This is a genomic window from Vibrio japonicus (assembly GCF_024582835.1).
Classification (GTDB): domain Bacteria; phylum Pseudomonadota; class Gammaproteobacteria; order Enterobacterales; family Vibrionaceae; genus Vibrio; species Vibrio japonicus.
This window is the reverse complement of record NZ_CP102096.1, coordinates 1,599,061-1,611,965: the sequence shown is the minus strand read 5'-3', so window position 1 is coordinate 1,611,965 and position 12,905 is coordinate 1,599,061. Positions and strand designations below refer to the sequence as shown.

Sequence of the window (12,905 nt, the reverse complement as noted above, 5' to 3'; positions counted from 1 at the left end):
GGTTTGCGGAAAACCTATTTCAAACCCCAACGATCACTGACCCAGCCACCTACACTCTCATCATAGTGGCTTCCGGAAAATCTGTGGTTACGCTCGACACTGTGCTCACTCTCAGGTTTTGCATCGATAAGCTGTTGGATATAGCTGGCCATTGGATCACCACTTCTAAGCCGCTCTCGTCGAGTTGCTACTTCTTTAATCAGCTGGAGACGGTATGAGTTGCTAGCACGTTTCATGTGGTGATCCTCGTTGTTGTGACACTAATATGAAAAGTTAGAACCAGATGCGGGTGTCGTCAACGTGGAAACGGTTTCTTTTTAGTCAATTTATCTGCATGTTGTTCGAATCACCACAAACTCTATAACGGATAAGGGAGATAACTTCCTAAAACAAAGGATATTTCACTGCGTGATTGCACATATTAGTGAAATAAAAAATTCACATAAGGTGAAGTAGAGAAGTGTAAAGTTGTGGTAGGTAGAGGTCATAGAATAAAGCCCTAGGGTTAACTAGGGCTTTCTAAGTTAGTTGTTTTCGCAATTTTGCTGAGTAACGAGCTCGTCAATTAAGAGCTGGCCGCGCGCATTGCGCATTTTAATGCGGTAACTTAGCCCAACTTGTAAATTGTTTTTTGTATCGTCTGCGGTGCAGTAGGTTTGAACGCTGCGCTTAAACACGTCAGCAACTGGTTTCGCGCCCTTCGCATCTTGGTTATAAACCATCATCAGTTCAATGGTTGAACCTTTGGCTGTCGCTTGCATGATGGAGAGTGGTCCAGACTCTAGCGGTAGCTTAGCAGAGATCAACCCAGCACGGCTGTCAGCGAGTAATGCTAAGTGCTTTTCTTTCTCGGCGGATGACGAACATCCCGCTAGAAGTGCAAATGTTGCTAGCAGAGCCGCTGACTGTAGGTATTTTTTCATTGTTAAAATACTTTCTTGAATGGTTTTACAATCACTTGCTTGTATACACCCGCTTCAACGTATGGGTCGGCATCCGCCCACTGTTGAGCTTGCGCGAGTGAGTCAAACTCTGCAATGACGGTTGAACCTGTAAATCCCGCTTCCCCAGGATTGTCAGAGTCAATGGCAGGCATAGGTCCAGCCGTTAATAAACGCCCTTCATCTTGTAGTGCCTGTAGACGCTCTAAGTGAGCAGGGCGTGCACCCATACGTTTTTCAAGTGAATTTTCAACATCCTGGGAGAAGATTACATACCACATGGCTAAATATCCTTATTCGGGGGACTTCAAACAATTTGACCGTTACTTTACCGCAACCTGCTGGATTTATATGTCAAATCGAGAATAAATTGTGAGTCGGCTCGTTAAACCGGCTGTATTGGACGGGGTCTCCCGTTGTTATCAATCGCAACGTAGTTGAAGGTCGCTTCACATACTTGGTAGCGGTCTTGAACGCCGTTCTCGGTAACAGGTTTTACCCACACTTCTAGATTGATCGACATCGAAGTACGGCCTATCTTGGTGCATTCACCATAACAGCAAACCACATCACCCACTCGGACTGGTTTCTTAAAGGCAATACTGGATACAGAAACCGTTACGATGCGTCCTGATGAGATTTCTTTTGCGAGAATACCACCCGCTAGGTCAAGCTGGGACATAATCCAGCCACCAAAAATATCACCATTTGCATTGGTATCTGCAGGCATGGCTAAAGTACGAAGTAACAGTTGGCCTCTAGGGGCGTTAATTTCTTGGCTCATTTGACATCCACAACAAACAAAACAGCGACCATTAGGGTCGCTGTGAATCCTCAAAAGAGGGAAAGTGTTCTGATTGTAGCAAACTTAATGGGTTACTCGCCAGACTCTGGTTTTCCGACGGTTTTAGGCATATTTTTGTAGACGTAAATACCCGTCAATATTGTAAAGCCAAAAGTAGCCGCTAATAGGCCAAATACCTTAAAGTTGACCCAAACGTCTAATGGGAGTTCGTAAGCAACATAGATGTTTAGGCCTGCACAGAATGAAAAGAAGGCTACCCATGCCCAGGTGACTTTTGCCCAAACTGCATCAGGAAGTTCTATCTCTTTACCTAGCATGCCTTTGATTGCTGATTTACCAATTGCGTGGCTGACCGCTAATCCGACAGCAAACACAATGTAGACGATAGTTACTTTCCACTTTATGAAGTTATCGTCGTGCAGGAAGATTGTCATACCACCAAAGACTGCAACCATTAAGAAAGTGATGAGCTGCATTTTTTCTACTTTCTTATACAAGAGGTAGGTCACGACGATTTGAATGGCGGTCGCGATGATGAGTGCTCCTGTTGCAACGTAGATGTCTTGCATCTTGTATAGAGCAAAGAAAACAATAAGAGGGATAAAGTCGATCAGTTGTTTCATTAAAATAATCTTTAGGTATTTATATTACCAACAGTCTAACTAAATCATAGTTGAAGACAAAGTGCTTCGTGACAATCTGATACAACTCAGTGAAAAATGCTGTCTCTTCAGTGTGGAAAGCACTTCCAAATAATACACTTTGAATTTCATAACTGAGACTCTTGCTAATAGTCGTAACTTACTGATTTCACGCAGTGCTGGAGCAAAAAAGTCCTCAAATGGTGAGTTTGGTATTTTCTGTTGATAATTATATCAAATCTGTATAACTCGATGATATATAGAGGTATTTTTTCATATTTTCACTATGAAATGTTGTTTGTCTTAGCTTAAATTGCCTTGTATTGCTGAACTAAGTGCTAACAATAAATAAAAAAGTTGGCGAAAATCATAAGCTTGGCATACACTTTCCAAGGTGAGGCTGATATGTCGTTGATTGGTCTAACTAAAATTTAGGTGTCGCCTAGAGGTGGCAATGTTTAACACAGCTTTGAGGAAAGTTTTATGGCGCTCACAAAGGCCGATTTGGCTGAGAACCTGTTTGAACAGCACGGATTCAGTAAGCGGGATGCCAAGGAAACGGTTGAGGCGTTTTTCGAAGAAATTCGTAAAGCTCTAGAAGGTGGAGAACAGGTAAAACTGTCTGGATTTGGTAACTTTGATCTTCGTGATAAAAACGAACGTCCAGGTAGAAACCCTAAGACAGGTGAAGACATTCCTATCAGTGCTCGCCGAGTAGTGACCTTCCGTCCTGGTCAAAAACTGAAAGCGCGTGTAGAGAACATTTCAGTAAATGATTAACGCTGGGTTGGTAAGCCAAGCACTTTTGCTGTTTGTTAAATCACACCGTTCTGGCTGATAGAAAACACCCAAGTTGGACTTGGGTGTTTCTGTATTTGACCTAACTTAGTCGTTAGTCTCTTTTCCAAAGAATATGGCAAAACTTATTCTCTGGATCACGGCTTACAAGTAATCGAGCGAAAACATCGTCTAAGACGTCATCTTCTTCGTTAACCAAACCAACGCGAACTTCTGCATAGATTTCCTTATCTACTTCGAACCCTACGTGGTCAGCCCAATCGTCTGCGGTTTCAACTAACTCAGCAGCACCACGCTCTTCAAATTGTGCGGTGAATATGATCACATCTGCCGCTTCCAGATTGTCTGGAGCCATCTCTAAAAAGATGTCATAGGCTGTGTCTATTGTATCGTCGTAAGAAATCAAATCAGACATAGTTACGCGCGGCTCATGTATTTACGTTCAGTCGTGTTGATTATAATGCGATCACCTGTCGCAATGTACTCAGGTACTTGTACAGTCAGGCCTGTCGCAAAACGTGCTGGCTTAGTACGTGCTGAAGCAGAAGCTCCTTTAATCGATGGGTCTGTTTCTTCGATCACAAGTTCTACAGAAGCAGGAAGCTCGATACCAACCGCGTTGCCGTTCACTAGGATTACATGCAAACCTTGAATCTCTTCTGTAATAAACAGAAGCTCGTCTTCGATTTCGTCTTTCTTAAAGGTGTACTGCGTGTAATCTTCGTTATCCATGAAGATGTACTCATCGCCATCTACGTAAGAAAACGCAGAAGCACGTTTATACATATCAACGGTTTCAACAACGTCGTCCGACTTGAAACGCTCGTCAACGCGAACACCCGTTCCTAGCTCAGTACAACGCAGTTTATAGATTTTTGCGCCACCGCGACCACCAGGAGTCGTCACTTCGATATCTTTAATTAGCAGTGTTTTACCGTTTGATTCAATAGCAAAACCTTTTTTCAGCTCACTTGCCTTAGGCATGAACGTTTTCCTTTGTTTGGTGTTGAATAAACGCATTATATACCCAGGCTTTAGCATAAAGGAATATCTTGATTAACGGACTTGGGTGAGAGAACATGGCGGGATTAGCGAATACCTGTTTTCTTGTTTAAATGATTCTTTCTACCATCGACCCTAAGCAACCATTTCAAACGCCATATCAGCCTGCGATCAACGACTTAGTTCGTTCACTTAAAGCCGGACTTGTGGATAATCTGCACAGCGTTTATCTGTACGGCAGTGTTGCTCGTAAAACGGCTACGCCGGGTCACTCTAACTTAGATGTCATCATCGTGACACAGCGTCCATACACAGAGACGAAAGCGGCGTTACTCAACTCAATTAAATGGCGTTTTCAGAAGGCTTATCCGTTTATTAAAGAGATCGCTTTTAAGTCTGTGTTAGTGAACGAAGTCGCAAGTTTAGACAGCATTTTTTCCTGGGGCTTTCAACTTCGCCATTGCTCCGTTTGTGTCTATGGTGATGATTTGGCACAGTGTTTTGGCGATTACGAACCGAGCTGGGAAATTGCAAAACATTGGAATATGGATGTCGAAGATTGGGTGGCTGTCTATCGAAACCGTATTGCCAGAGCGTCTAAAGATGAAGATCAGATAAAAGCGCAACAGATCATCGCTAAGAAGCTGTTGAGAGCCAGTTACTCATTGGTGATGTATCGAGACAAAAACTGGTTTGATGACCCAATCGAATGTGGGCAGCAATTTTTACGTTACTATCCGGAAAAACAAATTGAGATCGAACGCTTAGGTATCCTTCTTTCAGGGCGGTTAATTGCTAAACGTTCAGTTATCGGGATTTTAGATGGTTTTGGGGATTGGCTCGTCAAGCAGTATAAAAAAACAGAGTTTAGGATAGGGTAGACTTAGCCTGTTTTATCACGGACTGCTTATCCCTAAAACAGTCCGAGTTGAGGTTCGCTCAATGAAGTGAAGTCTAAGCCGATAAACGGCAAAATGGCTTCTGCAACGGGTTTTAACTGTTTATCAATATAGTGCTGGTAATCAATCGCACTCTTCAAATACTCTTTAGGCTCCGGCCCAGAGACGGTAATTAGGTACTCAATCCGACCTTTGTTTTGGTACTGAAGAGGTCGCCCTAACTGCATGTTTATCTCATCTGCCATGCGTGCAGCACGGACTTGTGGCGGTATGTTTTTCTGGTATTCATGCAGTTTGCGTCGCAGACGTTTTTGATAGACAAGCTCCGCATCAAATTCTCCGGCTAACGTTCGTTCAACAAAATCACGCACGTAGTCACTTGGGTCTTCATCATGAAACACCATGGAGTAGAGCGTAGATTGAAAACGTTGGGCCAACGGCGTCCAATCCGTACGTGCACTTTCTAGCCCTTTAAAGACAATCCGCTCATTGTTACCTTCACCAATCAATCCTGCGTATCGCTTTTTAGAACCGGTTTCCTGTCCACGAATGGTCGGCATTAAAAACTTGTGATAGTGTGTTTCGTACTCCAGTTCAAGAATTGAGGTCAAGTTGTATTCGTCTTTCAGATGTTGAGTCCACCACTCATTGATGTGCTCGACCAGTTCGTTTCCTACTTTGTCGGCGTCTTGTTGGCTGAATTGGCCGTTCAAAGAGACAAATGTCGAGTCGGTGTCACCGTATATCACCTGATAGCCTTTAGCTTCAATTAACCGCTTGGTTTGTTTCATGATTTCATGGCCTCGCATGGTAATACTGGATGCGAGACGCGTATCAAAAAAGCGACAGCCAGACGATCCTAGTACGCCATAGAATGAATTCATAATGATCTTGATCGCCTGAGAAAATGCTTTTTCATTGTTCTTTTTCGCGACGTCTCTTGCAGCCCAAAGATCTTCGATCATTTTCGGCAAAAAGTGTTTGGTACGATGGAACTGCCCACCGCGAAATCCCGGTACAGCTTGGTTTTCACCTTTGCCGATCTCAAGTTTTAACCCTTCGATGAGCCCCATAGGGTCAATGAGAAACGAACGAATGATGGAAGGGTAAAGGCTCTTAAAATCCAGAACCAATACAGAATCATAGAGGTTGGGGATAGAGTCCATGACATAGCCGCCAGGGCTAGCAATCCAGTTCTCAGAGTGAAGGTTTGGCGCAACGTAACCCGCTCTGTGTATTTGAGGTAAGTACAGATTGGTAAATGCTGCAACGGAGCCGCCGACTCGATCCAGTTCTACACCGGTTAATCTTGAACGCTCAATGGCAAATTCGAGCAGGTGAGTGTGCGCAAAGATCTTATTTACTAGGACGCAATCTTGCAGGTTATATTTGGCGAGTGATGGCTTGTCTTTCCTGAACATCTGGTTGATTTCATCCATACGATCATGAACGTTATGGATCTGTTTTCCTTCCCTTAATAACTCTTGAGACACTGATTCCAGTGACCAACTTCGGAAGTGATACGTCGCGGTTTTTAGCGTATCAATCCCATCCATCACTACTCGACCCGGAATCGAGATGAAAGCCTGTTGCGTCGTATTGGAAGTGCGAAAAAAACTGGCTTGATTGCCTCTGCCGATGTACAGCTTGATCTTATGCCATTCGGCACGCTTGTGCAGAAGCCTGAAGTCAAAGTCGATCACGTTCCAACCGATGATGACATCAGGATCAAACTGTTTGAACCAATTCACCATAGCGAGCAAAAGTTCTCGTTCATCTTTAACCCATTCAATCGGAGTGTCTGCGGGTTGCTCTTCTCCGATCATGATGACACGGCTGTCCATTGGGCTATCTAAACCAATCGAGTAAAGAATCCCTTTTTCTGAACACTCAATATCGAGTGAGACGACGTTAAGATTTGGCGTATAGCTGCCTTGTCGGCACTTAACATTGTGTACACGCTGGTATCCTGCACGCGGATGGAGTGTTCCAGTAAACTCAACGCTGCCTTGGATGAAACGCTCCATCAGATACCTGTCAGCTAAGCGAATATCATCTTCCAGAACAAGAATATCTTCCTGTTTTAGTCGTTGGCTCAATGTCTGTGATTGCTTGATGCTAGTACAGTAGCAGGCGGCGAGGGGCTTGGAATCAAAGTTTTGTAGCGGTAGTGCTTTCAGCTCTGCCGTGAATCCTAATTCGAGCGACAACTGCTGCGCATTGACTAGGTGCTCTTGAGGAATGAAGAACACGGGTTTCTCGCCATCAATAATCAGCTGTACAGGACCTTGCTCTGTTGCGAGCCATAGATCGATATTGGTGGTGCCAGAAACATCCCGCGCTTGACGAGTGAGGAGAAAGCCTTGGTAAATGGTCATCTTGATGCTACTAAATAAAAAAGCGAAACATCAACTTAATGTTTCGCTCCAATAGCTTAGCATAATGTGAGCTAGTAGTAGATATAGCCAGTGATTTTCGCGCTTACATCTTCTTCTTGCCAGTGCTGGTAGGTCACTTGGCTGCGAACGGCGAAGTTACGGCTAAACGACCAGTGCCAGCTGGTGGTCGCACTTGCGTTTTGGTCGGCATCGGTATTAAAAAGAGACAAATATTGTCCTTGAACGCCTAAACGGTGGTTATCTCCCAATTGATAGAGCATACCTGCTTCTACGCCCGCACCGGGAGCAGCATCGTAGTCGGTTAATTGCCCGCCGCTTACCTCTGCCGAGAATAAACCATAAATGTGCAACCCATCTGAGGCTCCCCAAGCTTTACCGAATCCCCCCTGGGCGAACGTACGTCCTGCTTTTTTGCCTTCGTCGGGTCTACGGTCATAGCCTAAACGTACGTTCCAAGCCAAGCTGTCAAATACGCGGCTGGACGGTGCAAGCGCCATGGAATCAATAAAGTAGAACCTATCAACTCGGCTTGTTCCGTTTTCATCAATACTGAGTTGAGTATCTAGCACGCTAATTTTTGCGCCTGGGATGAAGCCGTCCTGTGAGTCGAGCAAATCATGGTACGCTGGTCGCCATTCAAACGTCGCTTTATTGGTATACTGATCGCTGTATTGATAGCTGATACCGATACGCGATGATGCATGTCCTTTCTCTGGAGAAATAGTTGGCTGAGGAACTGGAGTAAACGGGGAATCCACTTTAATTCGGCTGCGTTGATACAAAATTTCTGTCAGGCGTTTAGCCGTAGGGTCACGCTCTAGACCAACGTCATACAACTCAAAATTTAACCATTCGTAGGCAAATTCAAGTATTGCAGCTCGCTCAGAGTCACTGAATTCTTCCGAAGAAGGGTAATGGCCTTGCTTTGCTTGTTTTGCCGCCTCAAATAAACGCAAATCAATCTCTTCACTTTGATGAAGCAAGCGAGTACCGAACGCTTCGCGGTACTTGGGCTCGGCGAGTAAACCGTTGTTTGCAAGCGTCTTGACCGTATCTGACGGTATTGCCTGAAGTGGGAAATCTTCAATTAAAGACAAATCGTCTCTCGCGAGTTCTAGTAAAGCGAGTAGCTGATATGAGCAGTTTTCATCGAGGAAGTAGTAATCAAACTCTGCACGCTGCATTTCCCACAGGTGGAGCAGAACGCGATTGACCTCTTCTTCGGTCAAATTGAGTTTGTACTCCCAAATGTCACGAGATTCGATGTCGTTGTATTCACGAACTTTGCGGTAATACGGCATCACAGTAAAGCGGCCTGGGTAGCTACCCACTAAGCCTTTAAAAGCGTACAACGCGGCGTTGTCTTGGGTCTCGGGCTCCGCTGCAAAGTTAATTGCGAACGCCACTAATTCCTTATGACGGGTTTGATCTTTTGCATCGACACGCAGCAGCGTATGACCAAACATCGATGATGGGTTATTCATGAACGCCGTTGGGAAGACCAATGTCATACCCTCTGGGTCGATCACATCTCGCCACGTTTCCATCTCTTCACAATGTAATGTTGCTTCGCGACCTAGTTTTGACTCTAGCCACGTGAAACGAGCGGGGTAGTGGCAACGCGCTTCATTTGCGGTTTGTGGGTCACTGTTGTACAGGGCGGCGATCGTGGCATCCAGCTCCGCCTGTGGTGACAACTTTCCATCGGGTGAGATGAAAAATTCGCCTTTATCGACACTGCTTTCATAACCTGAAAACGTGTTCGGCAGGTAGTGTCCCAATTTTAGCCAATATGAATCGCTTGCAAGTTGCTCAACATTAAAACTCGGTTGAGCCAGAACCGACGTAGTTGCAAATGCACCTAGGCTGATGAGGAGAGATTTACAAAGGAGAGATTGCTTCATGAAATACTGCTGTTTAATTCGTGACAATAGCTAAGCACTCTACTGAGTATTCAGATCTAAAATGCTTAGCTAATGTGTGTTACTACGGAAACAATAAAAAGGTGCTCCTGTGAGCACCTTTTTGAAACGATATGAGCAAACTTAGATTGCGTATGCTGCTAGTGTGTCGTTGCTTGCAACTAGAGTATTCAGGTTAGCGAATACTTCTTGAGAAGTAACGTTTTCAGATTTGAACACTTCTGCAAAGTTTTGTTGCGCAAGCTCGTTGAATGCAGATTTGTCTGCTTCGCTGATGCCCCAAACTTCAGAAAGAGTCGCTAGAGTCTCGCCTTCGCCTTTAGCGATATCGCGAGCTAGGTTATCCATGTTGCCGTCGATAAATAGAGCTAGCTTTTGAGCTGAGTTGATAGTGCCTGAACCGTCACAACCTAGAGTACCGAAAGTGATACCGAAAGTTTGGTTACCAGAAGTACCGTTAGTGGTCGCACCTAGTACTTTGAATACTTTGCCTGACTTGCCGTCAAATACCATAGTACCCAGACCACAACCGATGTCAGAATCAGCCATTGCAACATTTGAAAGAGGTAGAGTTGTAGCCAGAGCTGCCACTGCTAGTAGCTTTTTCATAACAAATCCTTATTTAATTATATATTTGCCAACAATGAGTTAGCGTTACAAGTGGAATCAATACTATTCACACCTTTTTACAAATAGATGAATTCCATTTGAATTTCAAATTATGCCTGACGTTTCACATTTTACCATTCCAAATGTGAGACTTGAGATGCAATTTTATGAAACCAAGCTGATAAGGATAATATTAGTGGTGCGATAGGCAGATATAAAAATAAGTACTTGCCAAAGTTTGAGTTTGGGCACATATTCAGGGGAAGCAATTTTCTATATTTGCGTTAAACTAGGCAACCATCTTGTTGCTTACAGTAAAGCGTAGCGACAAAGCTGAACATTAAGTGTGGAGATACAAGCTTGATAAGTGTTTTCCTTGTAGATGATCACGAGCTGGTTCGCACAGGGATACGACGTATTATTGAAGACGTCCGTGGAATGAACGTAGCAGGGGAAGCTGAAAGCGGTGAAGATGCAGTAAAATGGTGTCGTAGTAATCATGCCGACGTCATTTTGATGGATATGAACATGCCAGGTATTGGTGGTTTAGAAGCCACTAAGAAAATCCTGCGGTTTAATCCTGATGTTAAAATCATCGTTTTGACTGTTCATACGGAAAATCCGTTTCCAACTAAAGTGATGCAGGCCGGCGCTGCCGGATACCTGACAAAAGGTGCAGGGCCAGATGAAATGGTCAATGCAATTCGAGTGGTGAATAGTGGCCAACGCTATATTTCACCAGAAATCGCTCAACAGATGGCCTTGAGCCAATTCTCTTCAGCATCGGAAAATCCATTTGCCGATCTCTCTGAACGAGAGTTGCAAATAATGATGATGATTACCAAAGGGCAAAAAGTGACAGATATTTCTGAGCAACTTAACTTGAGTCCTAAAACGGTCAACAGTTATCGTTATCGCCTGTTCAATAAGTTAAACATCAGTGGTGATGTTGAGCTTACCCATCTTGCTATCCGTCATGGGATGTTAGATACCGAGACGTTGTAGTGACCTCTTTGTTTGACTCGGTTTCTTTCTTAAAAACAGTAACTAATCAGCCCGGTGTTTATCGAATGTATAACACTGAGGCTGTTGTTATTTACGTTGGTAAAGCGAAAGACCTTAAAAAGCGCCTTTCTAGCTATTTTCGAAAGAAAGTGGATAGCGAGAAAACGCGTGCGCTCGTGAGTAATATCGCCAAAATTGACGTGACAGTGACTCATACTGAGACTGAAGCGCTGATTCTAGAACATAACTACATTAAGCAATATCTGCCAAAGTACAATGTTCTACTACGCGATGATAAATCCTATCCGTACATCTTCGTTAGCGGTCATAAACACCCTAGACTTTCCATGCACCGCGGAGCAAAAAAGAAGAAAGGGGAGTATTTTGGTCCTTACCCTGATTCTGGCGCGGTGCGCGAGACACTGCATCTCATCCAAAAAATTTTTCCAGTTCGTCAATGTGAAGATACTGTCTACAGTAATCGTACCCGCCCTTGTTTGATGTACCAGATTGGTCGCTGCGCTGCACCTTGTGTCAGTAGTATCATTTCGGATGACGATTATGCAGAGCTGGTGGATTTAGTTCGGTTGTTTCTTCAGGGCAAAGATCAACAAGTTCTGACAACACTGGTTGAAAAAATGGAACAAGCGAGTAAAGCACTAAAGTTTGAAGATGCGGCTAAGTTCCGCGATCAGATCCAGGCAATCAGGCGGGTTCAAGAGCAGCAGTTTGTTTCTGAAGACTCGATGGACGATATGGACGTATTGGGCTTTGCTCAGGAAAGTGGTATCGCCTGTATCCACATATTGATGATTCGCCAGGGTAAGGTACTGGGGAGCCGCAGTCACTTCCCTAAAATACCAAATGATACGACGCAGCAAGAAGTGTTCTATAGTTTTCTTAGCCAGTATTATTTAAGTCACAACGAAGCACGAACGATTCCAACGCGTATCATTCTTAATGATGGGCTAATTGACGATCCACAACCATTATTGGAGGCACTGACGGCTATTGCGGGACGCAAGGTCAAATTTCACGTGAACCCAACAGGTACTCGTGGGCGTTACTTAAAACTATCAAATACCAATGCGCTGACGGCAATTACAACTAAAATCAATCATAAGATGACCATTTCTCAACGCTTTAAAGAGCTACGAGAAGTATTGGCAATGGACAATATTGCCCGTATGGAGTGCTTTGATATCTCTCATACTATGGGTGAAAGTACCATTGCTTCTTGTGTAGTGTTTAACAATGAAGGGCCGCTAAAACAAGAGTATCGCCGTTATAACATCTCTGGGATTACGGGTGGTGATGATTATGCGGCAATGGGGCAGGCATTAGAAAGGCGTTACTCTAAGCAGCTTGATATCGATAAGATTCCCGACATTGTGTTTATTGATGGTGGTAAAGGGCAACTTAACCGAGCATATGAGATTATTTCCCAATATTGGGGGGACTGGCCGAAAAAGCCGCGCTTGATTGGTATCGCAAAAGGGGTAACGCGTAAACCGGGTTTGGAAACTTTGATTACCACAGAGGGTGACGAGTTTAACTTGCCAAGTGATGCGCCTGCACTTCACCTAATGCAACATATTCGAGACGAGAGCCACAACCACGCGATCGCCGGCCATAGAGCTAAACGTGGTAAAACACGTAGAACCAGTGCTTTGGAAGGGATCGAAGGCGTCGGGCCTAAACGACGTCAGGCGCTTTTGAAATTTATGGGCGGGTTGCAAGAGCTTAAGCGCGCGAGTGTAGAAGAAATCGCCAAAGTGCCGGGTATCAGTCATTCTTTAGCAGAAAACATTTATCAAGCATTGAAACAATAGAAAAAATCCCGCACCATAAGAGACTGTTTTCAAGCAGTAAACAGCGCACCAC

Annotated in this window: 14 protein-coding genes; 4 read left to right on the top strand and 10 right to left on the bottom strand. The window is 44.3% G+C overall.

Features of this window, described 5'->3' with window-relative positions:
- Positions 1–14: 14 nt before the first annotated feature.
- The 5 genes from NP165_RS07650 to NP165_RS07630 form a co-directional block, all read right to left on the bottom strand.
- Positions 15–236, bottom strand: coding sequence for a hypothetical protein (locus tag NP165_RS07650; RefSeq protein ID WP_257083381.1), 222 nt, complete (start codon positions 234–236; stop codon positions 15–17).
- A 288-nt stretch (positions 237–524) separates the two neighbouring features.
- On the bottom strand, positions 525–923 hold the full coding sequence (locus NP165_RS07645) for a GspS/AspS pilotin family protein (protein WP_257083380.1): 399 nt from the start codon (positions 921–923) through the stop codon (positions 525–527).
- A 2-nt stretch (positions 924–925) separates the two neighbouring features.
- Positions 926–1,222 carry a YciI family protein gene (locus NP165_RS07640; protein WP_257083379.1) on the bottom strand — a complete coding sequence of 99 codons (297 nt, stop codon included), beginning with the start codon at positions 1,220–1,222 and terminating at the stop codon, positions 926–928.
- A gap of 104 nt (positions 1,223–1,326) precedes the next feature.
- On the bottom strand, positions 1,327–1,725 hold the full coding sequence (yciA, locus tag NP165_RS07635; RefSeq protein WP_257083378.1) for an acyl-CoA thioester hydrolase YciA: 399 nt from the start codon (positions 1,723–1,725) through the stop codon (positions 1,327–1,329).
- A gap of 92 nt (positions 1,726–1,817) precedes the next feature.
- Positions 1,818–2,369, bottom strand: a complete 552-nt coding sequence (locus NP165_RS07630; protein WP_257083377.1) for a septation protein A — start codon at positions 2,367–2,369, stop codon at positions 1,818–1,820.
- A 501-nt stretch (positions 2,370–2,870) separates the two neighbouring features.
- Between NP165_RS07630 and ihfA the strand changes: the two genes are divergently transcribed.
- Positions 2,871–3,167: an integration host factor subunit alpha gene (ihfA, locus tag NP165_RS07625; protein ID WP_257083376.1), complete on the top strand. Its 297-nt coding sequence runs from the start codon at positions 2,871–2,873 to the stop codon at positions 3,165–3,167.
- Positions 3,168–3,279: 112 nt separating this feature from the next.
- Here the strand turns inward: ihfA and NP165_RS07620 are convergent, their stop codons facing one another.
- Positions 3,280–3,600, bottom strand: a complete 321-nt coding sequence (locus NP165_RS07620) for an HI1450 family dsDNA-mimic protein (RefSeq protein WP_257083375.1) — start codon at positions 3,598–3,600, stop codon at positions 3,280–3,282.
- A 2-nt stretch (positions 3,601–3,602) separates the two neighbouring features.
- Positions 3,603–4,169 carry an elongation factor P-like protein YeiP gene (gene yeiP, locus NP165_RS07615; protein WP_257083374.1) on the bottom strand — a complete coding sequence of 189 codons (567 nt, stop codon included), beginning with the start codon at positions 4,167–4,169 and terminating at the stop codon, positions 3,603–3,605.
- A gap of 131 nt (positions 4,170–4,300) precedes the next feature.
- On the opposite strand from yeiP, the gene NP165_RS07610 reads away from it, so the two are divergent.
- The gene (locus tag NP165_RS07610) at positions 4,301–5,068 is read left to right on the top strand and encodes a nucleotidyltransferase domain-containing protein (protein WP_257083373.1); all 768 of its coding nucleotides are present in this window, start codon (positions 4,301–4,303) and stop codon (positions 5,066–5,068) included.
- Positions 5,069–5,100: 32 nt separating this feature from the next.
- On the opposite strand, the gene NP165_RS07605 is transcribed toward NP165_RS07610, so the two are convergent.
- The 3 genes from NP165_RS07605 to NP165_RS07595 form a co-directional block, all read right to left on the bottom strand.
- The gene (locus NP165_RS07605; RefSeq protein ID WP_257083372.1) at positions 5,101–7,464 is read right to left on the bottom strand and encodes a DNA polymerase II; all 2,364 of its coding nucleotides are present in this window, start codon (positions 7,462–7,464) and stop codon (positions 5,101–5,103) included.
- Between the two features lie 71 nt (positions 7,465–7,535).
- Positions 7,536–9,389 (bottom strand): Lnb N-terminal periplasmic domain-containing protein, encoded by a 1,854-nt coding sequence (locus tag NP165_RS07600; RefSeq protein ID WP_257083371.1) that lies wholly within the window; start codon positions 9,387–9,389, stop codon positions 7,536–7,538.
- Between the two features lie 141 nt (positions 9,390–9,530).
- On the bottom strand, positions 9,531–10,016 hold the full coding sequence (locus NP165_RS07595) for a DUF3015 domain-containing protein (RefSeq protein WP_257083370.1): 486 nt from the start codon (positions 10,014–10,016) through the stop codon (positions 9,531–9,533).
- A gap of 360 nt (positions 10,017–10,376) precedes the next feature.
- Between NP165_RS07595 and uvrY the strand changes: the two genes are divergently transcribed.
- Positions 10,377–11,021: a UvrY/SirA/GacA family response regulator transcription factor gene (uvrY, locus tag NP165_RS07590; RefSeq protein WP_257083369.1), complete on the top strand. Its 645-nt coding sequence runs from the start codon at positions 10,377–10,379 to the stop codon at positions 11,019–11,021.
- Positions 11,021–12,853: an excinuclease ABC subunit UvrC gene (uvrC, locus tag NP165_RS07585; protein WP_257083368.1), complete on the top strand. Its 1,833-nt coding sequence runs from the start codon at positions 11,021–11,023 to the stop codon at positions 12,851–12,853. Before uvrY ends, uvrC begins: the two co-directional genes overlap by 1 nt.
- Positions 12,854–12,905: the final 52 nt, after the last annotated feature.

Excerpts from the sequence above, each read along its gene's own strand:
- NP165_RS07650 (WP_257083381.1), bottom strand. The coding sequence starts at position 236 with ATGAAACGTGCTAGCAACTCATACCGTCTCCAGCTGATTAAAGAAGTA.
- NP165_RS07645 (WP_257083380.1), bottom strand. The coding sequence starts at position 923 with ATGAAAAAATACCTACAGTCAGCGGCTCTGCTAGCAACATTTGCACTT.
- NP165_RS07640 (WP_257083379.1), bottom strand. The coding sequence starts at position 1,222 with ATGTGGTATGTAATCTTCTCCCAGGATGTTGAAAATTCACTTGAAAAA.
- yciA (WP_257083378.1), bottom strand. The coding sequence starts at position 1,725 with ATGAGCCAAGAAATTAACGCCCCTAGAGGCCAACTGTTACTTCGTACT.
- NP165_RS07630 (WP_257083377.1), bottom strand. The coding sequence starts at position 2,369 with ATGAAACAACTGATCGACTTTATCCCTCTTATTGTTTTCTTTGCTCTA.
- ihfA (WP_257083376.1), top strand. The coding sequence starts at position 2,871 with ATGGCGCTCACAAAGGCCGATTTGGCTGAGAACCTGTTTGAACAGCAC.
- NP165_RS07620 (WP_257083375.1), bottom strand. The coding sequence starts at position 3,600 with ATGTCTGATTTGATTTCTTACGACGATACAATAGACACAGCCTATGAC.
- yeiP (WP_257083374.1), bottom strand. The coding sequence starts at position 4,169 with ATGCCTAAGGCAAGTGAGCTGAAAAAAGGTTTTGCTATTGAATCAAAC.
- NP165_RS07610 (WP_257083373.1), top strand. The coding sequence starts at position 4,301 with ATGATTCTTTCTACCATCGACCCTAAGCAACCATTTCAAACGCCATAT.
- NP165_RS07605 (WP_257083372.1), bottom strand. The coding sequence starts at position 7,464 with ATGACCATTTACCAAGGCTTTCTCCTCACTCGTCAAGCGCGGGATGTT.
- NP165_RS07600 (WP_257083371.1), bottom strand. The coding sequence starts at position 9,389 with ATGAAGCAATCTCTCCTTTGTAAATCTCTCCTCATCAGCCTAGGTGCA.
- NP165_RS07595 (WP_257083370.1), bottom strand. The coding sequence starts at position 10,016 with ATGAAAAAGCTACTAGCAGTGGCAGCTCTGGCTACAACTCTACCTCTT.